The 21,382-nt window shown below is 70.1% G+C and carries 20 protein-coding genes; 13 read left to right on the top strand and 7 right to left on the bottom strand.

The features are described from left to right. Positions 1-146 precede the first annotated feature (146 nt). On the top strand, positions 147-587 hold the full coding sequence (locus LQK93_RS00180) for an Hsp20/alpha crystallin family protein (RefSeq protein WP_374971554.1): 441 nt from the start codon (positions 147-149) through the stop codon (positions 585-587). Between the two features lie 13 nt (positions 588-600). Then, entirely contained in the window at positions 601-924 is a 324-nt protein-coding gene (locus LQK93_RS00175; RefSeq protein ID WP_374969570.1) for a hypothetical protein, read from the top strand. Positions 925-1,172: 248 nt separating this feature from the next. Here LQK93_RS00175 and LQK93_RS00170 read toward each other — a convergent pair whose 3' ends face one another. The 3 genes from LQK93_RS00170 to LQK93_RS00160 all read right to left on the bottom strand — a co-directional run bounded on the left by LQK93_RS00170 (position 1,173) and on the right by LQK93_RS00160 (position 4,599). Then, entirely contained in the window at positions 1,173-3,362 is a 2,190-nt protein-coding gene (locus LQK93_RS00170) for a catalase (RefSeq protein WP_374969569.1), read from the bottom strand. 90 nt (positions 3,363-3,452) lie between these two features. Next, positions 3,453-4,049, bottom strand: coding sequence for a DUF2231 domain-containing protein (locus LQK93_RS00165; protein ID WP_374969568.1), 597 nt, complete (start codon positions 4,047-4,049; stop codon positions 3,453-3,455). A gap of 52 nt (positions 4,050-4,101) precedes the next feature. Then, positions 4,102-4,599, bottom strand: a complete 498-nt coding sequence (locus LQK93_RS00160; RefSeq protein WP_374969567.1) for a hemerythrin domain-containing protein — start codon at positions 4,597-4,599, stop codon at positions 4,102-4,104. Positions 4,600-5,301: 702 nt separating this feature from the next. Here LQK93_RS00160 and LQK93_RS00155 point away from each other — a divergent pair. The 5 genes from LQK93_RS00155 (at position 5,302) to LQK93_RS00135 (ending at position 10,080) form a co-directional block, all read left to right on the top strand. Further along, the gene (locus LQK93_RS00155) at positions 5,302-6,189 is read left to right on the top strand and encodes a hypothetical protein (RefSeq protein WP_374969566.1); all 888 of its coding nucleotides are present in this window, start codon (positions 5,302-5,304) and stop codon (positions 6,187-6,189) included. A gap of 275 nt (positions 6,190-6,464) precedes the next feature. Next, a complete protein-coding gene (locus LQK93_RS00150) occupies positions 6,465-6,836 on the top strand; it encodes a phage holin family protein (protein ID WP_374971553.1) in 372 nt (123 codons plus the stop codon). Further along, positions 6,833-7,489, top strand: coding sequence for a DUF3618 domain-containing protein (locus tag LQK93_RS00145; RefSeq protein ID WP_374969565.1), 657 nt, complete (start codon positions 6,833-6,835; stop codon positions 7,487-7,489). Before LQK93_RS00150 ends, LQK93_RS00145 begins: the two co-directional genes overlap by 4 nt. 376 nt (positions 7,490-7,865) lie before the next feature. Further along, entirely contained in the window at positions 7,866-9,254 is a 1,389-nt protein-coding gene (locus LQK93_RS00140) for an FAD-binding oxidoreductase (protein ID WP_374969564.1), read from the top strand. Between the two features lie 283 nt (positions 9,255-9,537). After that, positions 9,538-10,080 carry an AAA family ATPase gene (locus tag LQK93_RS00135; RefSeq protein WP_374969563.1) on the top strand — a complete coding sequence of 181 codons (543 nt, stop codon included), beginning with the start codon at positions 9,538-9,540 and terminating at the stop codon, positions 10,078-10,080. Between the two features lie 592 nt (positions 10,081-10,672). Here LQK93_RS00135 and LQK93_RS00130 read toward each other — a convergent pair. Continuing rightward, positions 10,673-11,200, bottom strand: coding sequence for a DUF4870 domain-containing protein (locus LQK93_RS00130; protein WP_374969562.1), 528 nt, complete (start codon positions 11,198-11,200; stop codon positions 10,673-10,675). Between the two features lie 300 nt (positions 11,201-11,500). On the opposite strand from LQK93_RS00130, the gene LQK93_RS00125 reads away from it, so the two are divergent. After that, a complete protein-coding gene (locus LQK93_RS00125) occupies positions 11,501-12,268 on the top strand; it encodes an SDR family NAD(P)-dependent oxidoreductase (RefSeq protein WP_374969561.1) in 768 nt (255 codons plus the stop codon). Between the two features lie 224 nt (positions 12,269-12,492). On the opposite strand, the gene LQK93_RS00120 is transcribed toward LQK93_RS00125, so the two are convergent. From LQK93_RS00120 to LQK93_RS00110, 3 genes are read right to left on the bottom strand one after another with little or no spacing between them, the layout of a single operon-like run. Continuing rightward, a complete protein-coding gene (locus tag LQK93_RS00120) occupies positions 12,493-13,425 on the bottom strand; it encodes a carbohydrate ABC transporter permease (RefSeq protein ID WP_374969560.1) in 933 nt (310 codons plus the stop codon). Next, positions 13,422-14,345 carry a carbohydrate ABC transporter permease gene (locus LQK93_RS00115; protein WP_374969559.1) on the bottom strand — a complete coding sequence of 308 codons (924 nt, stop codon included), beginning with the start codon at positions 14,343-14,345 and terminating at the stop codon, positions 13,422-13,424. Before LQK93_RS00115 ends, LQK93_RS00120 begins: the two co-directional genes overlap by 4 nt. Next, positions 14,338-15,564, bottom strand: coding sequence for an extracellular solute-binding protein (locus LQK93_RS00110; protein ID WP_374969558.1), 1,227 nt, complete (start codon positions 15,562-15,564; stop codon positions 14,338-14,340). Before LQK93_RS00110 ends, LQK93_RS00115 begins: the two co-directional genes overlap by 8 nt. A gap of 443 nt (positions 15,565-16,007) precedes the next feature. On the opposite strand from LQK93_RS00110, the gene LQK93_RS00105 reads away from it, so the two are divergent. The 5 genes from LQK93_RS00105 (at position 16,008) to LQK93_RS00085 (ending at position 21,256) form a co-directional block, all read left to right on the top strand. Further along, a complete protein-coding gene (locus LQK93_RS00105) occupies positions 16,008-16,844 on the top strand; it encodes a histidine phosphatase family protein (protein ID WP_374969557.1) in 837 nt (278 codons plus the stop codon). Between the two features lies 1 nt (position 16,845). After that, positions 16,846-17,730, top strand: a complete 885-nt coding sequence (locus LQK93_RS00100) for an NAD(P)H-hydrate dehydratase (RefSeq protein ID WP_374969556.1) — start codon at positions 16,846-16,848, stop codon at positions 17,728-17,730. A 286-nt stretch (positions 17,731-18,016) separates the two neighbouring features. Beyond that, positions 18,017-18,850, top strand: coding sequence for an ANTAR domain-containing protein (locus LQK93_RS00095; RefSeq protein WP_374969555.1), 834 nt, complete (start codon positions 18,017-18,019; stop codon positions 18,848-18,850). A gap of 370 nt (positions 18,851-19,220) precedes the next feature. Further along, positions 19,221-20,819: a phytoene desaturase family protein gene (locus LQK93_RS00090; protein WP_374969554.1), complete on the top strand. Its 1,599-nt coding sequence runs from the start codon at positions 19,221-19,223 to the stop codon at positions 20,817-20,819. After that, the gene (locus tag LQK93_RS00085; protein WP_374969553.1) at positions 20,816-21,256 is read left to right on the top strand and encodes an SRPBCC family protein; all 441 of its coding nucleotides are present in this window, start codon (positions 20,816-20,818) and stop codon (positions 21,254-21,256) included. The genes LQK93_RS00090 and LQK93_RS00085 overlap by 4 nt, the downstream gene beginning before the upstream one ends. The last annotated feature ends 126 nt before the right edge of the window (positions 21,257-21,382 follow it).

Below are 21,382 nucleotides of genomic sequence, written 5' to 3'. Positions count from 1 at the left end.
GTGGTGGCTGCCCGGAGCTTCTCGGGCCGTTCCTCTTGCATCAGCATGTCATCGGTGCTACAAGAAATCTATAGCGCATGCCACAGATCGCGGTTTGCGGTCGTGGCCACCAGGAGCATCCGTGAGATGACATGGAGGTGACGACGATGCTGATGCGCACCGACCCTTTCCGTGACCCCTTCCGGGAGCTGGACCGGATGGCCCAGCTGGCGCTGGGCGCGACCGGCACCCTGGCCAGGCCCTCGGCCATGCCGCTGGACGCCTGGCGTGACGGGGACGTCTTCCACGTCGAGCTGGACCTGCCCGGGGTCGACCCGGCGTCCATCGACCTCGACGTCGAGCGCAACGTCGTCACGGTGAAGGCCGAACGGCCGGCCCGCGCCAGCGACGCGGAGCTCATCGCGGCCGAGCGGCCGCGCGGCGTCTTCAGCCGGCAGCTCGTGCTCGGCGACAGTCTCGACACCGAGCAGATCCAGGCCACCTACGACTCCGGCGTGCTCTCGTTGTCGATCCCCGTCGCCGAGCGTGCCAAGTCCCGCAGGATCGAGATCGAGCACAAGCAGGACCGGCAGGCCATCGGCTCCTGACGGGGGAGCAGCCGTGATCAGGGCAGGTCACGACCCGGAGGGCCTCGTCGTCGCGGATGTCGACAGCGAGTTCCTCGCGCTGGTCTGCGCCGACGAGGAGCTGCTCAATGCCGAGTTCGAGGCGATCGTCGCGGCCCTGGGACCACCACCGGTCAGGCCGCCGGCTGCCCGGGAGCGGCACGGTGACCGCGGCGCTCCCACGGCGCTCCCGAGGCGGTCGGATCGCAGAGACCCACCGACGCCGGGGGTCAGGTCCGAGGCGACCGGTCGGGAGCGGTCGCCGCCGCGACGGCGCGCGCCGCATCGGCGCCCCGCCGCCCGCCACGCCGCCCGCTGAGCGAAGAGGAGGTGCCCGGACAGCTCTCGTCATCGAACAGTTCTCGTCTCGGCTCCTCGGGTGGGTTCGTGCCACCCGAGGAGCCCTTCCGTATGCGCGTGCCCACGATCGCGGCCACCGGCAAGCCGGCGACGCTGCTCGTCATGGGTGTTCGTCTTGCGCTTCGCGCGGACGGCTGTCGGCCAGCTGACCGGCTCTCGGCCGAGCGCCCGCCCCCGGAGGAGGGCGGGCGCTCGAGCGTTCCGGCGTCAGGCGCTGGCAGGAGCGAAGCGGTCCCAGACCCGGTGCAGCGTGAGCAGCTCGGTCACCTCACCGAGCAGGTCCGCCGGCGCGCCCGCGTCGGGGCCGGTGACCACTCCGGCCCCGGACTCCGGCACCCCAGCCGACGTGAGGGCGCCACAGCCGGTGTCGCCGAAGGCTCCGAGCGCCTTGCAGTGCCGCCACGTCTCGGCCACCATCACCGCGATGCGGGGGTCGACGGGCGTCGCGCCCTGCGTCGGGTGGCCCGCTCGGGCGTCGAGCCCCGGCAGCGCGTCGGCGCCGGGCGCGGCCCCCAGCACCACGAGCGCGTCGAACTCGAAGGACCGGGCCGTCGCGTACGTGCGGGCCACGACGAGCTCGCCCACCGTGCCCCCGCAGGGGGCGATCACGAACGGCATGAGGTCGTATGCCGTGACGGCTGCCACGACGGCCGCCGCCGCCTCCGGGTCGGTGGAGGCGTCGACCACGATGCCGACCTTGCGACCGGTCGCGGCGTAGGGCGTGCCCACCTGCGACAGCGCGGGGCTCGGCTCGACGTCCGGGACCTCGATCGTCGGAGAGGGGGCCGGCATCCCCAGTGCAGCGGCCACCGACGCGCACAGGCCCTCGTCGATGTTGGCCAGGCACTGCAGCTGCCGCTCGCGGATGACCTGCTCGTAGCACTTGGCCAGCTCGAACGCGTACGCGCTCTTGATGTGGTCCTGCTCGACCGGGCTCATGGAGCGGTAGAAGAGCCGCGCCTGCGAGAAGTGGTCGTCGAAGGAGCGGGCCTGGGCGCGCACCTTCGCGCTCTCCTGCACCACCGCCGGGACCTCGACGAAGGGCCGCCCGCTCGCCCCTGTGTGGAAGGGGCAGCCACCGTCGAGCGAGTTCGGCCTGTAGGGGGCGACACCGCTGGGCACGGCGTGCTGGTGGAAGCCGTCGCGGAGCATGTCGTTCACGGGTGCATGCGGCCGGTTGATCGGGATCTGGTTGAAGTTCGGCCCGCCCAGGCGGGTCAGCTGCGTGTCCACGTAGGAGAAGAGCCTCGCCTGCAGCAGCGAGTCGTTGGTGACGTCGATGCCCGGCACGAGGTTGCCCACGTGGAAGGCGACCTGCTCGGTCTCCGCGAAGAAGTTCGTCGGGTTGGCCGTCAGCGTCAGCAGGCCCACCGGCTGCACCGGCGCCAGCTCCTCGGGGACGAGCTTGGTCGGGTCGAGCAGGTCGATGCCCTCGAACATCTGCTCGGGGGTGTCGGGGAAGGTCTGGATGCCGAGCTCCCACTGCGGGAAGTTGCCGGCCTCGATCGAGTCGGCGAGGTCGCGCCGGTGGAAGTCGGGATCGCCGCCGGCCGCCAGCTGCGCCTCCTCCCAGACCAGCGAGTGCACGCCGGCCTTGGGTTTCCAGTGGAACTTCACCAGCGTCGAGCCGCCCTCGGCGTCGACGAGCCGGAAGGTGTGGACGCCGAAGCCCTCCATCATCCGCAGCGAGGCCTGGATGCCGCGGTCGGACATGTTCCACATCGTGTGGTGCTGGGCCTCGGTGTGCAGCGAGACGAAGTCCCAGAAGGTGTCGTGCGCCGACTGTGCCTGAGGGATCTCGCGGTCCGGGTGCGGCTTGGCCGCGTGCACGACGTCGGGGAACTTGATGCCGTCCTGGATGAAGAAGACCGGCATGTTGTTGCCGACGAGGTCGAACGTGCCCTCGTCGGTGTAGAACTTCACCGCGAAGCCGCGGGTGTCTCGCACGGTGTCGGCCGAGCCGCGGGACCCGAGCACCGTCGAGAACCGCACGAAGACCGGCGTCTCCACGCCCTCGGCGAGGAACCCCGCGACCGAGACGGACGAGGCCGTGCCGTAACCGCGGAACACGCCGTGCGCCCCGGTGCCTCGGGCGTGGACCACGCGCTCGGGGATGCGCTCGTGGTCGAAGTGCGTGATCTTCTCGCGCAGGTGGTGGTCCTGCAGCAGGGTCGGCCCGCGCTCACCGGCCTTGAGCGAGTGGTCGGTGTCGCGCAGACGCACGCCGAGGCTCGTCGTGAGGTAGGCACCCGACTGGGCCCGGGCGGTGGTCGGGGCGCCGGTCGGCTTCCCGGTCGCGGTGACCGTCTCCGGCGCACCCTGGTCCGGCTGCGGAGGGTAGGGGTCGTGCGCTTCGGTCGGCTCGGTCAGGGACGGTGGCGTCCGCGGCTCTTCCACAGCGATCTCCTTCGGTGGGGTGCCGGGCCTGTACCCGCCCGGACGAGCCGCGAGACGACACGCCGCGAAGGGCGGCGAACTGCCGAGAGGTCAGAGGGCATCGACGACCTGCGGGATGCCGGCCTCCTCGGCGGGGGCCGCTGTGCCGATCTTCTCGCCGATGGCCAGGTGACCGCCGAGGTAGGCCGACAGGCCCGACACCGCGAGGCCGGCCATCCCGAAGGCAACCCCCGCTCGGTGCCGCTGGGGGCGCAGGGCCCACGAGACGGCATACAGCCCGAGGGAGGCGCTGTTGAGGACGGCGTGCGTGGCAGCCACCCGCTTGGGACGCTTTTCCAGCGGGGCGTACTCGGCCAGCCCGGTCAGCGCGGCCCCCGGCGCCGAGAGCAGGCCGGCTCCCACGAGGCGGCGAGCGGCGTCCCGGGCGCCGGGCCCGCCGGCGAGGTCGAGAAGCGCGGCCGAGCTGAAGAAGCCGATGGGCAGGTCGGTCATCAAGGGGTGCGCCGCGTGTCCCAGGATCTCGCCGGTGACGATGCGGCGCCACAGCCCTCGTCCGCGGGCCATCTCGGCCGCCGGCTGCAGGGTCGCCCCCAGGGCGTCGAGGCTCTCGCGCCCCTCGACGAGGCGCTCGAGGAGACGAGAGGCGGCGCTGGGCGGCGCGACGGAGGTGGTGAGGCTCGGTTCCATGCCTCACAGGTACCCGGTCGCGCCGCCTTGGCGCCGCCCTGTCACACGGGGATCACTTGACGACGGCGTCGACGGCCTTCTTCATCGCGCTGGGCTGCTCGGGCCGGCGCGGGGCGCGCTTCTTCGCCTCGAGCAGCTCCTCTCCCAGCTCCTGGAGCTGCTTGCGGCCCAGGCCCTCACGGACCTTGGGGAACCACTCCTGCTCCTCCTCCTCCATGTGGTGCTCGACGTTCTCCATGAGCACCGTCACCTTGGCGTCGAACCGCTCGTCCGTGGCGTCCATGACGGCCAGCTCCATGCAGAGGACGTCGGCGACGTGGTGCTCCTCGTAGGACTCGAGCACGTCGTCCTCGAGGTCGGGCAGCAGGTCGCGGACCCGGGGGTACATGACCTCGTTCTCGATGTAGGTGTGGACGGTGAGCAGCTCCAGGATCGTGTCGACGATGCCCTGCTTCTGCACCGGCGTCTGGTCCTGCTTGCGGAAGGCACGAAACTGCTTGCGCACCTCCTGGTGGTCCTCCTTGAGCAGGACGATGGCGTCGTTCGACATGACACTCCTTCTCTCGATGTCTCAGAGCACGGCGTTGGCGACCGACCCCCGGCCGCCGGTCTGGTCGTACCCAGCGGCCCGGGCCCGGTCACCGGCACCTCCAGCCGGATCGGGGTCCAGCCGGCAGCGCCGACGGGGATGGTCAGGCCGTCTCGACCGCGTAGGTGAGGCCCCCGTCGGAGATGGACAGCACGCGGCTGCAGCGTGCCACGGTGACGTTCGGCTGGGTCGAGCTGAAACGCATGCCAGATCGAGGCGATGGAGCACGGTGGCGCAGGGGAGTGTGGCGCGTCGCCGGTTCACCCAAGAGCATGGGTACTGGGCTCGATCGCCTTGCGCGAGCGAGTGTTTCGCGCGCGGTCTGCCCAGGAATGGGGGCGGCGTGACGTGAGGAGAGTTGGGCCACCGGGCGGGCGGGGGAGTGTCTCACACGGGCGACGACTGCGCGTTGCCGCCCACTCGGCCCGCGCGCTGAGGCAGCGGCCGGCCGAGGGCTGAACGGTGGCCTGTCCGGCCGTGCACCGGGCGCCAGGGTGGCGAAACGCAGCCTCATACCCGTTCCAGAGCACTTTCTCCCAATGCCACGAAACTGCTAGCGCTCGCGTCCCGGTGGGTACCCGACATGCAGCAACACGAGCTCGACCGGGCCGCTCGAGCAGGGGGCCCCGCCCGGAGGAGCGAGCATGGAAGGAACCAAGACCCATGACCGAACGACCGTACGAGACGACCGTGCCGGACGACCTGGCCGTCGGCACGACCTCGCCCACAGCCGTCTCCGGCGACTACGACGCGGGTTCGACGCCCCTGTCCCAGGGGACGGCCGGCGGCAAGGTCTCCGGCGTGGCCGACCAGGCCACGTCCGAGGCGAAGTCGGTGGCCTCCGACGCGAAGGACAGCGGGCAGCAGGTGGCGCAGACGGCCGCCACCGGGGCCAAGGACATCGCTGACGAAGCGACGAACCAGGTGCGCAACCTCTACACCCAGCTGCGCGGCGAGTTCGACGACCAGGCCTCGACGCAGGCCCAGCGTGCCGCCCAGGGCGTGCGCTCGCTCGCCGACGAGCTGCACCAGATGGCGTCGAGCTCCGAGCAGCAGGGCATCGCCGGACAGGCTGCGGGCCAGGTGGCCGACCGGGCGCACTCGGTGGCCGACTGGATGGAGAACCGGCAGCCGGGTGAGATGCTCGAGGAGCTGCGTTCCCTCGCGAGGCGCCGCCCGGGCGCATTCCTGATCGGTGCCGCCGTGCTCGGCGTCGTCGGCGGGCGCCTGACCCGTGGACTGACCAGCGACGGCGGCTCCAGCAGCAACGGCAGCGGCCAGACCGGCGCGACCTACACGGGCGCCGCGGGCTACTCCAGCACCGGCGGGGCGGGTGGCACCCACGGCACCATGGCGACCCAGACCTCCGCTGCGGGAGCGATCCCGCCGTCGGAGTCGCCGGTCCGCAGCGAGCCGTACACGGTGGGAGTCCGCGACGGCGACACGCACGCCGTCACCGCGATGACCGGCGGCGTGACGGCTGACCCACTCGATGACCCGATCGACCCGATCGACGAGGCCTTCCCCGAAGGCCGGGGCGGGGTGCGCTGATGAGCACCTGGCCACAAGGCGGAACCGGACCGGAACCCGTTGGCGGCCTGGGAAACCCGGCCACGTCGGGTGTCGCTCCCGCCACCGACCCGTATGCCGACGCCTACGCGGCGGGGGACCCCGCGGTCTCCTCGCAGCAGGCCGGCTTCCCGCAAGCCGGCTACGCGCAGCCCGAGGCGGGTGCGCACGTGGCGGGTGAGGCGGCATACGGCGCCTCCACGACCGCTTCCCCGACCGGCTACGAGAGCTCGCACGAGAAGTCCCAGAACGCCTCCATCGGCGAGCTGGTCAGTGACATCAGTCGCGACTTCAGCACGCTGATCCGCCAGGAGGTGGAGCTGGCCAAGGCCGAGGCGAAGCAGTCCGCGACCCGCGCCGGCAAGGCCGGCGGGATGTTCGGCGGAGCGGCACTGGCCGGCTGGATGACGCTGCTCTTCCTGTCGATCGCGGTCTGGGAGTTCCTCTCCAGCGCGCTCGACAGCAGGGGATGGGCTGCCGTCATCGTGATGGTCGTCTGGGCCATCGTCGCGGCGGTCCTCGCGGCACGAGGCCGAAGCCTCATCAAGGAGATTCAGGGACTGCCGCGCACCACGGAGACCGTCAAGAAGGTCCCTGATGCGCTGAAGGGAAACGAGGAGATTCGATGACCACGAACTACCCGACGACGACCAGCACGAACGACCCGGACGTGATCCGCGCCGACATCGAGCGCACCCGCGAGGAGCTCAGCCGCGACGTCAACGCCCTCGGCGAGTCGGTCAGCCCGAGCCAGGTGGCCCACCGGCAGGCGGAGAAGGTCAAGGGCCGATTCTCCGCGGCACGTGACCGCGTCATGGGCTCGGCGTCCGACGCCGGTGGCAAGACCTCCGACCTCGCGCATGGAGCCGCCGGTACGACCAGCGACGTGGCCCACACCGTGGGGGACGCTGCCTCGCAGGCCGGCCAGACCGTGCAGGCCAAGGCCAAGGGCAACCCCTTGGCCGCAGGCGTGATCGCGTTGGGCGCGGGCTGGATCATCGGCTCGCTGCTGCCGGCCTCCGAGAAGGAGCGCCAGCTCGCGCAGACCGCCAAGGAGAAGGCCCAGCCGGTGGTCGAGCAGGCCCAGGGCGTCGTCAAGGACGTCGCCGGCGAGACGGCCGACCACCTCAAGCAGCCAGCTCAGGAGGCCGTCCAGAGCGTCAAGGAGACGGCCCAGTCCGCCGCCCAGGACGTCAGGCAGCAGGGCCAGCAGGCGGCCAGCGACGTGCGCGACAGCGCCGCCGACTCGGCACAGACCGTCAAGGAGCAGGCACAGGGCTGACCCGCCACCTCGGCGAGCCAGTACCAGCGAAGGGCCGGGCACGACGGTGCCCGGCCCTTCGCCACGCCGGCAGAGCCGGTGCGCCCACAGGCAGGCACTCACATGGAGGGTTCGACCTCGACAGGGCACGGCGGAGCCGCGACTGCGGCGCAGCGGCCTACTCGCGCGTGGCTGCCGGTGGCATAACAAACGTGCACCATCAGGGGCATATGAGAACGTCGGCTGGCGGCCGCCACGAGTGCCGTGGCTGGACCGGCGTGAGCCCAGCCACGATCAGTGCTGCGACCGGTGCTGCCATCGTTGCTGCGACGCTTGACCGGTTGTGGGTGCCGGCGCAGCATGGTGTGAGCGCTTGTCAGCCGTATGAGGATTCGCCATGACTGCCTCCACCGTGCGCCCCGACCTTGAGGACCTCCGCGGCCGCGTGGCTGGCGTGGTGACCGGGCAGGACGAGCCCGGCTACGACGCGGCTCGTGCCGTGTGGAACGGCATGATCGACCGCCGCCCCTGGGCCGTAGTCCGGGCAGCCGGGGTCGGCGACGTCACCGAGACCATCCGGTTCGCTCGCGAGGCCGGTCTGGACCTGGCGGTGCGCGGCGGCGGCCACAACGTGGCCGGACACGGCACTGTCGACGACGGTGTCGTGCTCGACCTGGGCGAGCTGCACGACGTGGCAGTCAACCCCTCAGCGCGGACCGTGCGCGTCGAGGCCGGGGCCACGCTGGCCGACGTGGACGCCGCGACCGAGCCGCACGGCCTCGTCGTCCCGATCGGAGTGGTGTCAGGCACCGGCATCGCCGGGCTGACACTCGGCGGAGGCCTCGGCTGGCTGACCCGCCCCTACGGGCTGAGCGCCGACAACCTCGTCATGGTCGAGCTCGGCACCGCTGACGGCGACACGCTGACGGCCAGCGAGACCGAGCATCCGGACCTGTGCTGGGCGCTGCACGGCGGCGGGGGCAACTTCGGCGTGGCCACCTCCTTCACCTTCCGCGCCCACGCCCACGGCCCGAGGCTGTTCACCGGCAGCCTCCTCTACCGGCCCGACCGGTGGCGGGCGGCGTGGGCGGCGCTGCAGGAGTGGACCCGTGACCTGCCGGATCCCATGACAACGATCACCACGACACTCACCCCGCCGCCCGTCGCGGAGCTGGGTGACCAGCCACTGCTGGTCGTCGGCTTCGCCTGGGCCTCACCCGATCGTGCGACCGGGGAGGCCCTGGTGAGTCGGCTGCGTCGGCTCGCTCCACCCGACGAGGAGCAGGTCGGCGAGACTCGGTGGACCGAATGGCAGTCGGCATTCGACCCGCTGCTGCCCAAGGGGGTGCGCGCCTACTGGCGCAACACCTCGTTCGACCGCCTCGACGACGAGGTGATCGACATCCTGTGCCGCCGTGGGACCGAGCAGGTCTGGCCAGGGACCGCCTTCGACGTCCACCACCTCGGCGGCGCCTTCGCCCGCGTGCCCGAATCCGCGACCCCGTTCCCCAACCGCGCCGCCAGGTTCTGGTTGAACATCTACGGATTCTGGGACGAGCCGTCCGACGACACCGCCCGGATCGCCTTCGTCCGCGGGTTCTCCGATGACATGGCGCCCTTCGCGACGGGCGGCCAGTACATCAACTTCCAGGGACAGGAGCCGTCGGGGCACCGCGGCTTCGACCCGCAAGCGGTCTTCGGGCCCACCAAGTACCGTCGCTTGCTGGACGTCAAGCGTCGCTACGACCCGGACAACCTCTTCCACGTCAACCACAACATCGCGTAGACCGGCCGCTTCTCGTTGATGCCGACGCTGCGGGCAAGGCGCGATCGGCGTTTCACGATCCTGACCGTTGCGGACGCGAGTGGGGGTCCCAGCAGCCCGAGCTGCCCCGCGCATCCGCGTCGATGGAGGTCAAGGTCGGCCTGTCCGGCCCGCGGCGTTTCATCATGCCGTGCCGGTTGCACGGAGGCTCACTCATCTGTGCTGCGGACGGCATGGTCGGACGTCGTCCGACGAGCGGCATAGTCGGACGACGGCGACATGAGGCAACCGCTTGAATGGCGAGGTGACGTCGACACGACCAACGCTGTTCCTGACTGTGGGGCTGCCGGGCACCGGAAAGACCACCGCGGCGCGGCGCATCGAGATTGAGGAGAGGGCCCTTCGGCTCACGAAGGATGAGTGGGTGAAGGCCCTGTACGGACTCGCGAACCCTCCCTCGGCCTCGGACGTGATCGAAGGACGGCTCATCGAGATCGGGCTGCGCGCTCTACAGCTCGGGATCAATGTGGTGATCGACTACGGCCTGTGGGGAAGAGATGAGCGCTCGGCTCTTCGCGCGGCAGCGGCCGATCTCGGTGCGGATGTGCAGATGCGCTACTTCGAGCTCATGCCAGCCGAGCAGCGGCGACGACTCGACCGGCGTCAAGCTGAGGAGCCTCACACGACCTGGCACATGTCGGACGAGGAACTGGCCACCTGGGCGGAGATCATCAGCATTCCGACGGCGGGGGAGCTGGACGGTAGTGAGCGTGTCGATGACCCGCCAGCAGGCTTCGCGACCTGGGAGGAGTGGCGCAGGCATCGCTGGCCACCGTCGATCGCCTAACACGCAGGTATGTGGCAGTCCCGGCATCAGCTGAGGACCCATCGCGTGTAGGCGGCGCGGACTGGCTTAGAACTGAAGACCGCCCATGTCTTTGGTGACCACGTCGACGTCACCGCACCGTTTGCATGTCAGGATGGTTCGACCACGCAACTTCATCCGGTGGTAGCGGTGCCCCAGAACGAGGCACCAAAGGTTCCGACGTGCCATGCGGCCAGTGTGCTCCGGGGGAAGCGTCCGGAAGACCACTTCGTCGAAGTTGGGCGCCAAACACTGCGTGTCCTTGCGGCGGCGAGGACGATGCTGATGGCGCCGGCCAGGGCGACCCGCCAAGGTCTCGTCACTGGATCTCCCATAAGCCAGCCTTGGTAGTGGACTTGGTGTTCGTCAGGTTAGCTTGCTCTACCGATCGAGTGAGCTGCAGCGAACTGACGGGCCGGAGGCCGACAGGTGATCAGCGTCCGCTATTCGGCAACGCTCGGAGAGCTGCATGATCGGACGTCGTCCGACGAGCGGTATGGTCGAACAGCCGCCCGCATTTCCTGCGCAACGCCGATGACCGGCGTCAGCACCAGTGATCGGGGCGGTGGAGGCTTCAGGACTCAGTCTGGCGCGCACCTCGCACGAAGCGGATGGACACGGGATAGCGCCACCAGACGCGACGGCTCGCTTGGACGGCACCTCGGATGGCCATTCCGAGTAGGCCCGCGCCGGCGACGAAAGCCAAGGGAAAAGCGAGCAAGAGGAAGGCTGGCGAATTCGGGTCATCAGGGCTACTCGTCGCCGTTGCGATGATCATGCTTCCGATGAGGACGTTCCATACGATCGTGAAGAGAATCTGCGCGTTCAATGCTTCGGTCGCATGGTGCCGAACGAAGGGATCCTGCTTGCCGGCGGTGAGTCGGACAACGAGCGGCGCGAAGATCGGCATGACCAAGAAGCTGACGTGGGAAAGCACCGCCCAAGTGGTGTCCGGCTGGGCCTGCGGCATGGTGCTGTCGGTCCAAGCAATGCCATTCCACCAGCGCACGTGTCCGGAGCCGTCCGGGTACCACCCGGCTGGGGGCGCCGAAGAAGGCAATGGCTGAGCAGGTCCGTCCGGACGGGGTGCGTCGTAGGTCACCAGGTGAGTGTGCCGTAGGTGGGGACTGGGTTGCGGATTGGCGTCAGCCCACGTCGCGCATCTGCACGCCCGGTCGTCCAAGGAGCGGCATGGTCGGACGTTCGTCCGACGAGCGGAATGTGCGCGTAACCAGCATCGGGTCGGGAGGACTCGTGGCACGATGCACGCGTGAAGGGATTCTTCCGCGGCAGCGGTCATAGTGGCCCGGGCGCGCATCTCTTGGATGTTTGGATGCTGGCCAATCGGCGATGGTCGAGGCTTGCCCCGAACGAATAATCACCCTTCACTTCAGGAGTCAGCATGGCAGTTCTCGACAAGTTCGCTCTCAACGGCAAGGTGGCCGTCGTCACCGGCGGCAACCGTGGCTTGGGAAGGGCCTTCGCGCATGCGCTCGGTGAGGCGGGTGCCACCGTTGCGATTCTCGCTCGAGACGCCGACAAGAGCGCAGAGGTCGTCGCCGAACTCGAGGAAAGGGGAGTGAAGAGCCGGGCGTTTCAGGGCGACGTCTCGATTCGGGGCAGCGTGAGCGAGGCGGCCGACGACATCCGCTCAGCCTTCGGTCGAGTGGACGTGCTGGTGAACAACGCCGGCATCTGCACGCACCGGCCGGCGCTTGAGGTGACAGAGCAGGAGTGGAGCGACGTCATCAACGTCAACCTCACCGGAGTGTGGAACGGGTGCCAGGTGTTTGGGGAGCAGATGGTCGCCGCCGGGGAAGGGGTCATCGTGAACATCGGTTCCATGTCGGGCGACATCGTCAACCGGCCCCAGTGGCAGCCTGCGTACAACGCCTCCAAAGCTGCCGTCCATCATCTGACGAAGTCACTGGCAGCGGAGTGGGCGCCGATGGGGGTGCGCGTCAACGCTGTCGCTCCCGGATACGTCCGCACCGAGATGACGCCGATCGACCGGCCGGAGTTCAAGAGCCGCTGGATCGACGACACCCCTCAACTGCGCGCCGCCACCCCCGAGGAGATTGCTCCTTCCGTTGTCTTCCTGGCCAGTGAGGCGTCCTCGTACATGACGGGTTCGGTGCTGACGATCGACGGCGGCTACACGGTCTTCTGATTCGGAGCCGTTCGAGGACGCTGCGGCTGGTTGCGAGGGCCTTCCATGCCTCCGCTTGGAGGGATGGTTGAACCGTCCGGGGATGTCCGGATTACTGGTTTGAGGGCTCCACCTCCTGCTGCCCACACAAGGGCCCTTCCCACCGAAGCTGTGAGGCGCACCTCAGGGGTACCGATTTGCCCGGTGCCCGTGCTGGAAGCCGAACGGGCCCCCGAGAAGAGGGCTCAGCCCTGTCTCGCCGTGGTGGCGAGCCCTTCGAGGAAGTAGCGCTGGCAGAAGGCGAAGACCACGATCATCGGCAAGGTCGCCACCAGAGTGGCCGCCATCGCGATCTCCCAGTGGTATTCGCCCGAGAGCGCGAAGCCGTCGACGATCTGCTTGAGGCCGCGCGGCATCGTGAAGTACTCCTCCGTCTGGAGGTAGATGAGGGGCTTCAGCAGGTCGGACCAGCTCGCCTGCAACTCGAAGATGAAGACGATGATCAGGGCGGGACGGCACAGCGGCAGGGCGATCCGGCGGAAGAGGCCCAGGTGGCTGCAGCCGTCGATGCGCGCCGCCTCGAAGAGCTCGCGCGGGATCCCGAGGAAGAACTGGCGCATGAGGAAGATGTAGAAGGCCGAGCCGAAGAGGTTGCCCGCCCACAGCGGCACCTGGGTGTCGATCATCCCGAGCTGGTGCCAGATCAGGTAGACGGGGATCATCGTGACGGCGCCCGGCAGCATCATGGTCGCGAGCACGAGGCCGAAGAGGGGGCCCTTCAGCCGGAACCGGAAGTAGGCGAAGCCGAAGGCGACGAAGGCGCTCGAAAGGGTCACCGTGACGGCCGCCATGAGCGACACCACGCCGGAGTTGAGCAACCAGCGCAGCACCGGGCCGGCGTCCCAGACCGCGATGAAGTTGGACCACTGGAACGTCTCGGGCACCAGCCGGTTGTCGAAGACCTGGGACTTCGGCTTCAGCGAGGCGCTGACCAGCCAGATGAGCGGGTAGGTGAAGGCGAGGGTTGCCACGAGGAGCAGCAACCAGCGCACCACCGCCCCCGGTCCGAGGCGTCGCCGGTCCTTCACGGGGCCCGTCGACGAGAGCGATCGCGACGATGCCTGGGGCTCGTCCGGCGGTTCGGTGAAGGGCGGCAGCGGCCTGGTGTCGACACTCATCGGGGCGTGTCTCCCTCGTAGTAGACGAAACGGTTGCCGATGCGGACCTGGACCACCGTGATGGCCAGGATGATCACGAACAGCACCCACGCCATCGCCGAGGCGAAGCCCATCTTGAAGAACTCGAAGGCGTTCTGGAACAGGTAGACCATGTAGACGAGGGACTCGTCGGAGGCCGTCGCCTTCTGCTGCGGTCCGTAGAACATGGTGTACGCCTGGTCGAACATCTGCATGGCCGCGATCGTGTGCGTGATGATCGTGAAGAACAGCGCGCCGGAGATCATCGGCAGCGTGATGCTCCAGAAGCGCCGGACCGGGCCGGCGCCGTCGAGCAGCGCGGCCTCGTAGAGCTGACGCGGGACGTTGTTGAGGGCGGCGAGGTAGATGATGATGCTGCCGCCCACCGTCCAGAGGCTGACGATCGCCAGCGAGGGCTTGAGCCACGCCGGGTCGGTCGTCCAGTCGGGCCCGGTGATCCCGAACCAGCCCAGCACCTGGTTGAGCAGGCCGCGCTGGCCGTTCAGCAGGAGCAGGAACATGGCCCCGGCCGCGACGGCCGGCGTCATGACGGGCAGGTAGAAGACCGTGCGGAAGAAGCCGGCCGCACGGCCGACGCGGTGGAGCAGCATCGCCAGCCCCAGCGCGACGACATTGCCGAGCGGCACGAACATGGCGGCATAGGTGAACGTGTTGGCGAGGGACTTGCCCACGCGCGGGTCGTCCAGCAGCTGCTGGTAGTTGGCCATGCCCACGGCATGACCGGGCTCGACGAGCGAGTAGTCCGTGAAGGACAGCCACAGGCTCACGACCATCGGGGCCGCTGTGAAGACGAGGAACCCGATGATCCACGGGGCGATGAAGACGTAGGCCGCCCGGGCCTCTCGTCGCTGGAGCCGGCCCGGGCGAACCCGGTCAGCCATTGCCGTTTGCCTTCGTGAAGGCTGCCTCTGCCTCCTTCTGCGCCTGGTCGAGAGCCTGCTGTGCGGGCTGGCCGCCGAGTGCGCGGGTCACGGCGCTGTGCCAGGCGGCGTCGATCTCGGCGCCGGCCGGCGACGGGTTGAGGGCCGTGGCGGTGTCGAGCGTCGCGTAGAGGTTGTCGATGGCGCGCTTGAAGCCGGCGTCCGGCACGTTCGTGAGGTACTTCGCCTTGATCGCCTCGTCCGCCGGCTTGTTGGCGGTGAAGAGGCCGGTGAAGAAGCTGTTGTCCTTCTTCACCTTGGCGATGCGGGCGTCCGCCGCCTTCATCCAGGTGGCCTTGTCGGTCAGCGTCTTGGCCCAGGCGCAGGCGGCGTTGGGGTTCTTCGACCCCTTCGGAATGGCCCATGCGCTGCCGCCGACCATGCTCACGGGCTTGCCGTCGTGGTCGGTGAACGGCGTGCTGTCGAGCTGCAGGCCCTTGGGGATGAAGTCGCGCAGGACGTTGACGTACCAGTTCTCCATCGGGAAGGCGACGACCGAGCCCGCCGAGAGCGGGTTCTTCTCACCGAAGATGTCGAAGGAGTCGCGGAAGGACTTGAAGGCGGTCCAGCCGCCCTGGTCGTTGATCAGGCTGATCGCGAAGTCGAGCGCCTCGACCGCCTTGGGGTCGTTGAGGTTCGGGGCGCCGTCCTCCTTGATGATCGTCGCGCCGTTGGCCGTGGCCCAGAGCGGGAAGTACTCCGGCAGCTTCGGGTCGAAGCCGATGCGCTCGAGCTTGTTGCCGTTCTTCTTGAAGAGCTTGTCGGACGTCGCCTTGAGCGCCTGCCAGTCCTTGGTCTGGATGTCGCTGGGGGACAGTCCGGCGGCCTTCAGCGACTTCGCGTCGACGAGGTTGGTCGTGACGACGTAGAACTCGGGGATGCCGTAGACCTTGTTGCCGAGGGTCACCGAGCGCATGGCGGCCTCGCGGTACTGCGAGGTGTCGATCTTCTGCTGCGAGATGCAGTCCTCGAGGGGGACGACGGCCCCCTTCTTGGCGTAGGTGCCGATGAGGTTGCGGTCCATGTAGACGAGGTCCGGCGGGTTGCCGCTCGCCAGCGCGGTGAGGAACTGCTGGGCGTCGAAGTCGCCCTTGGCGTTACTGACCTTCACGCCCGGGTACGCCTGCTTGAAGGCGTTGACCCGAGCCTGCGCGACCTCGTCCTCGCCGCCGAAGCCCATGATCTTCAGGGTTCCGCTGGGAGCGCTCCCTGCTGTCCCGGCGTTGCCCCCACCTGAGTCGCTGCTCGCGCCGCCGACTCCCGCACATCCGGCCAGGAGCGTTGCCGAAGCCGCAATGACCATGAACGCAGATCGCATGCGTCGCCTCTCTTCCGCTCTTCGGTGCACCACATGCACCGTTTCAGGTCAGAGGTACCCGAGAGCCGCGGCGGAGGAACGCTTCTCGGGAGAAACGCTTCTCCGCCGGTGGTCAGCCTGGGCGGCGGGCGAGGGTTCGTCACGCTCCCGCGTGATCCTTGGCTCCGTGGTCCCGAGCGGCGGCGAAGGTGTCGTTTCCCGGGTCGAGGGGCCGGGTACAGATCCGGTGTCCGCCCGGCGGCACTGAAGCACCCATGACGGGCGGATACCGAGAGCAGACCAGACCGGACCCCACGAGGAGACGCATGGCCATCGGAGGCAGCAGCGCGCCCTGGGCTGCGAGCATGGAGGAGCTGGTTCTCGTCCGACACGGCGAGAGCGTCGGCAACGTCGCCGACGCCCAGGCGCGAGACCGTGGCGACGGGCGGCTGCAGCTGGACACCCGCGACCCGGACACCCCGCTGTCCGAGCGTGGCGAGCAACAGGCCCACGTGCTGGCCCGCCACGTCGCGAGCACGGCCGGCCGTCCCGACGTCGTGCTGAGCTCGCCCTACGCCAGGGCGGAGATGACGGCACGCATCGTGGGCGGCGCCCTCGACCTCGACCCGCTCCTCGACGAGCGCCTGCGGGAGCGGGACCTGGGCATCTTCGACGGGCTCACGGGCGTCGGCATCCGCAAGCACTACCCGGAGGAGGCCGAACGTCGTGCACGACTCGGCAAGTTCTACTACCGGCCGCCCGGTGGCGAGAGCTGGACCGACGTCGCCCTGCGCGTACGCGACGTGCTGCGCGACCTGGGCCAGCTGTATCCCGATCGGCGGGTCTGGGTCTTCACGCACCAGGTGGTGATCATGAGCTTCCGGCTGGCCCTGGAGAGCCTCGACGAGGCGACCCTGCTCGACGTGGACCGGCATCAGCCCCTCGCCAACTGCTCGCTGACGCGCTACCGCAGGGCGAGCGGCGCCCTGCAGCTCGAGGCCTTCGCCGACACCGCATACCTCGAGGCCTCGCCGGTCGATTCGACGCACGAGGACACGCACCAGGCGGAGGCCCCGGACCCACCAGCTGCCGGGCACGACCAGCAGCACGACCAGCACGAGCAGCACGAGCAGCCCGAGCTGCAGGACGAGAGGACCACCTGACATGGCAGACGACCCCACCCTGATCGACGCCGACCTGCTGGGCTCCTGGGGTTTGCCGGAACAGGGCGGCGACAAGTCGGACCGGGGGAGGGTGCTCATCGTCGGGGGAGCGCGCCAGACTCCCGGCGCGGTGCTCCTGGCCGCCGAGACGGCTCTTCGGGTCGGTGCCGGCAAGGTGCAGGTCGCCACGGCGAGCGACACGGCCGCCGCCCTCGGCGTCGCCCTGCCCGAGGGTTTCGTGCAGGGACTGCCCGTCCTGCACGGGGGAGAGCTGGCGGTGGCCGGTGCAGACCGGGTGGTGGAGCTGGCCGAGGCGGCCGACGTCGTCCTGCTGGGCTCCGGGATGGGCGACCCGGAGTGCGCCGACCTCTTCCTGACCCAGGTCGTGCCGCGGCTCGACACGCTGGTCGTCCTCGACGCCCTCGGGACGGCCTTCCTGACCGGGAACCTCGACGGCATGCGCCACCTCGCCGGCCGTGTCCTGCTGACGCCCAACCTCACCGAGACCGCCGCCATGCTCGAGCGGTCCGAGGACGAGGTGCAGGACGACCAGCTGGGGGCTGCCCGCGCCATCGCGGAGGCCACCGGGGCCGCCGTCCTGAGCGGCGGTGAGGTCTCCTACGTCGTCTCCCCGCACGGCGAGTCGTGGTCGTGCAACGCCGGCGTGCCCGGGCTGGCGACGGCCGGGTCGGGCGACGTGAAGGCCGGCGTGGTCACCGGTCTGCTGGCGCGGGGAGCGTCGCCGGAGCAGGCGGCCGCCTGGGGCGCCTGGGCCCACGCCCGGGCCGGTGAGCGGCTTGCGCAGGAGGCGCCGGGGTTCCTGGCCCGCGACGTCTCCCGTGCGATCCCACGCGAGCTCAATCGCACCGAATCGGCGTGTGCCTGATCCGTCCGCCGAGCGTCTTCCCGTGTACCTTGGACCGAGATACGGGCACGTGATCCGAAGGGCCGAAGCTCCCGGCTCGAGGTTCGGTTCAGCAGGGCACCTTCAAGGGAAGAGGGACCGCCACGCCCGCGGAGGACTTGCTGTGACTCTCACGTCAGGACATCAGTCGACCCGTGAAGACCCCACCGCGGCGCTCGGCGCTGCCCCCGTGGCCGAGGGTCGCCTCTCACGCCCGGAACCGCTGCCGTCGCACGCCAGCGTCACGCCGCCCTGCTCCACCGCCGGTGTGACCACGAACGTTGCGAGCACGAACGTTTCAGGCAATGCCGTTGCGAGCACTTCCATCGCGGCCAGGCCCGACGTCACCCCGATCCGGCGCGCACCCGCACCCTCACCCTCACCCGCGACCCCATCCGCTGGGGAGGCGGCACCGACCGGCGCGGTGGAGGCCCTGCTGCGCGCGAGCACCCACGCCGTGCCCGGAGTGGGGCACGTCTCGATCAGCCTTCTCGAGCGGGGAGGGGCAGTGCGCACCCTGGCCGCGACCGGCGAGGTGGCCCGCCAGCTCGACGAGCTGCAGTTCGCCCTGCACCAGGGGCCGAGCGTCGACGCCCTGCACAGCCACGACCCCCTCGTCGGCCTGCACGCGGGCTGCCCCGAGGACCTGGCGCGCTGGCCGGAGGTGATGGCGCGCGCCGTCTCGTCCGGCCTCTTCGGCGTGCTGTCGGTGCGCATGGTGTGGGAGGCCAAGACGGTGGGAGTACTGACCTTGGGCTCCGAGCAGCAAGGCTGCTTCCCGCGGGAGACAGTGCTGCTCGCCTCGTCGTTCGCCGCGCACGCCGCGGCCACCGTCGGCCTGGCGCGCAAGGCTGAGCGGCTGGAGCTCGCCATGGTGGCTCGGCAGGAGATCGGGCAGGCCGTCGGCATCCTCATGGAGCGCTACGGGATGACCGCCGATGCAGCGTTCGCCTACCTGCGGCGCCTGTCCCAGACCACCAACGTCAAGCTCCGGGTGGTCGCCGACCAGCTGCGCCTGACCGGGCGGCTCCCCGGTGAGGGCCTCCCAGCCGCCGGCGCCGCGGCGCACTCCGCCGGCGGGCCGGGGGCCCACCCCACCTAGCCGAGCTCGGCGTTGGGGCGACCAGCAGGCGCCGGCGCTCACGAGCCGGCGAGGCGGCGCAGCCGTCGGACCGCCAGTCCCAGAGGGCTCCGAGGCCGGCGCCGTGCCCGCCGTCGAGGCGCTTCCGTGCGGCAAGCTGGCCTCGACGTTCCCCTGCGCCGTGCGGCATCGCCGGGCCCCCGGCATACGCCCCCTGACGGTAGATGGGGTTGTCGACGCCGGGAGTCATCTACGACGCGTGCATCCCCGGCATGTCGCGGTTCTCCAGCGAGGCCTGGCGCTCGCCGCCCGTCGCACACGTCGGTTGGCCGCTCAACGCAGCGGGTACAGACCGAGCGGCAGGACCAGCGGCGAGCGGCGAGGGGACATCGTGACGACGACGGACGCTGTGGTCATCGGCAGCGGGCCCAACGGGCTGGTCGCTGCCAACCTGCTGGTCGACGCCGGCTGGTCGGTCGTGGTGCTCGAGGAGCAGGAGACCGCCGGCGGTGCCGTGCGCAGCGACTCCTCGGTGGCCCCCGGCTACGTGCACGACACGTTCAGCTCGTTCTACCCCCTCGCCGCCGGGTCGCCCACGATCCGCGGGCTGCACCTCGAGGAGCACGGGCTCGAGTGGGTCCAGGCACCCTCCGTCGTGGGCCACTCCTTCCCGGACGGACGCTGGGGCGTGCTGCACCGCGACCGTGGCGAGACCGCCGCGGGCCTCGAGGCCCAGGCCGCGGGCGACGGTGACGCCTGGCTGGCGCTCTGCGACACCTGGGACCGGGTGGGCGACGACGTCATCCGCTGCCTGCTGAGCCCCTTCCCGCCCGTGCGCGGGGGAGCGGGTCTCGCCGGTCGGGTGCTGCGGCCGGGGGGCCTGGAGCTGCTGCGAGAGATGATCATGCCGGCCCGCGCCCTGACCGAGCGCCTCTTCAACGGCGAGGCGGCGCGGATGCTCGTCGCGGGCAATGCTGCGCATGCCGACATCAGCCTCGAGTCGCCCGGGTCCGCCGCCATGGGCCTGCTGCTCGTCCTGCTGGGCCAGACGGTCGGCTTTCCCGTGCCGCGCGGCGGGGCGGGCGAGCTCTCGGGCGCCATGGTGCGACGGCTCGAGTCCAAGGGCGGACAGGTCCTGCTGGGTGAGAAGGCCGAGGGCGTACGCGTCGACGGCGGTCGCGCGGTCGCCGTCCGCACCGTTTCACGGGAGATCCCCGTGGGCCGGGCGGTGCTCGCCGACGTGTCGGCGCCGGCGCTCTACGGCGGGCTCGTGCCGTGGGACGACCTTCCGACGAGGCTGCGCCACCGGATGAGCCGTTTCGAGTGGGACCCCTCGACCGTCAAGGTCGACTGGGCGCTGAACGGACCCGTCCCCTGGGAGGGTGCCCCCGAGAAGGAGCCGGGCACGGTGCACATCGGCGACTCGCTGGACGACATGACTCTGACCGGTAGCCAGGTTGCCGCCGGCCTCGTGCCCGAGCGGCCCTTCATGCTCGTCGGGCAGATGGGGGTCGCCGACGCCAGTCGAGTGCCCGAGCGCGGCGAGGCCCTCTGGGCGTACACCCATGTGCCGCAGCAGGTCCGCGGCGATGCTGCCGCGGGCCACGAGGGCGTCCGCCCGGTGCACGGCACCTGGGACGAGGGTGACCTCGACGCCATGGCCCAGCGCCTGGAGGAGCGCATCGAGAGCCGCGCTCCGGGCTTCCGCGACCGCATCACCGCACGGCGGGTCCTCGGTCCGCACCAGCTCGAGTCGATGGACCGCAACCTGGTGGGCGGGGCGATCAACGGCGGGACCGCGAACCTGCAGCAGCAGCTCATCTTCCGGCCCGTCGCCGGTTCCGGCCGTCCGGAGACGCCGGTCAAGGGCCTCTACCTGGCATCGGCGTCCGCCCACCCGGGCGGAGGCGTGCACGGCGCCTGCGGGGCCAACGCCGCCCGCGCCGCACTGTGGCACCACAAGACCCGAACACTCTGGAGGCGCTCGTGAGCACGACAACCCGGATCATCCACGGCACACCCGAGCAGGTCTTCGACGTTCTGGGCAACGCGTGGAGCTACAGCCAGTGGGTCGTCGGGGCGTCGCGGGTGCGCGACGTCTCTCCCGACTGGCCGGCGCCCGGCGCGACCATGCACCACTCGGTGGGCGCCTGGCCGGTGCTCATCGACGACACGACCTCCGTCGTGCGATCGGAGCCGCCCACCCTGCTCGAGCTGAGCGTGCGGGCCTGGCCCTCGGGCGAGGGCATGGTGCGCATCACGTGTCGGGCCGTCGGCGACGGCACGGAGGTGACGATGGAGGAGGACGCGACGAAGGGTCCGGCGCTCCTCATCCCACGGGCCCTGCGCGACCCGGTCCTGCACCGCCGCAACCAGGAATCGCTCCGGCGCCTGGCGATCCTCGTCGAGCGTGCCGCTCCCGCCTGAGCGTCGTGCCGATCGAGGTCTTGCACCTTTCTTTGGACTTTCTTGTCGAAACCCGGGCATTCGGCGGCATTTCGCCCACCAGGACTGGTACACCTACCCCTGGGACACCGGCTGGAGCGAACGCCG

The organism is Terrabacter sp. BE26 (genome assembly GCF_041941675.1).
Taxonomy (GTDB): Bacteria; Actinomycetota; Actinomycetes; order Actinomycetales; family Dermatophilaceae; genus Terrabacter.
Note: the sequence above shows the minus strand (reverse complement) of the source record. Positions and strands in the feature narration are given on the sequence as shown.

Coding starts and splice junctions, on each gene's coding strand:
- LQK93_RS00120 (WP_374969560.1), bottom strand. CDS start 13,425: ATGAGTGTCGACACCAGGCCGCTGCCGCCCTTCACCGAACCGCCGGAC.
- LQK93_RS00145 (WP_374969565.1), top strand. CDS start 6,833: ATGACCACGAACTACCCGACGACGACCAGCACGAACGACCCGGACGTG.
- LQK93_RS00140 (WP_374969564.1), top strand. CDS start 7,866: ATGACTGCCTCCACCGTGCGCCCCGACCTTGAGGACCTCCGCGGCCGC.
- LQK93_RS00160 (WP_374969567.1), bottom strand. CDS start 4,599: ATGTCGAACGACGCCATCGTCCTGCTCAAGGAGGACCACCAGGAGGTG.
- LQK93_RS00180 (WP_374971554.1), top strand. CDS start 147: ATGCTGATGCGCACCGACCCTTTCCGTGACCCCTTCCGGGAGCTGGAC.
- LQK93_RS00165 (WP_374969568.1), bottom strand. CDS start 4,049: ATGGAACCGAGCCTCACCACCTCCGTCGCGCCGCCCAGCGCCGCCTCT.
- LQK93_RS00155 (WP_374969566.1), top strand. CDS start 5,302: ATGACCGAACGACCGTACGAGACGACCGTGCCGGACGACCTGGCCGTC.
- LQK93_RS00110 (WP_374969558.1), bottom strand. CDS start 15,564: ATGGGCTTCGGCGGCGAGGACGAGGTCGCGCAGGCTCGGGTCAACGCC.
- LQK93_RS00115 (WP_374969559.1), bottom strand. CDS start 14,345: ATGGCTGACCGGGTTCGCCCGGGCCGGCTCCAGCGACGAGAGGCCCGG.
- LQK93_RS00100 (WP_374969556.1), top strand. CDS start 16,846: ATGGCAGACGACCCCACCCTGATCGACGCCGACCTGCTGGGCTCCTGG.
- LQK93_RS00125 (WP_374969561.1), top strand. CDS start 11,501: ATGGCAGTTCTCGACAAGTTCGCTCTCAACGGCAAGGTGGCCGTCGTC.
- LQK93_RS00105 (WP_374969557.1), top strand. CDS start 16,008: ATGGCCATCGGAGGCAGCAGCGCGCCCTGGGCTGCGAGCATGGAGGAG.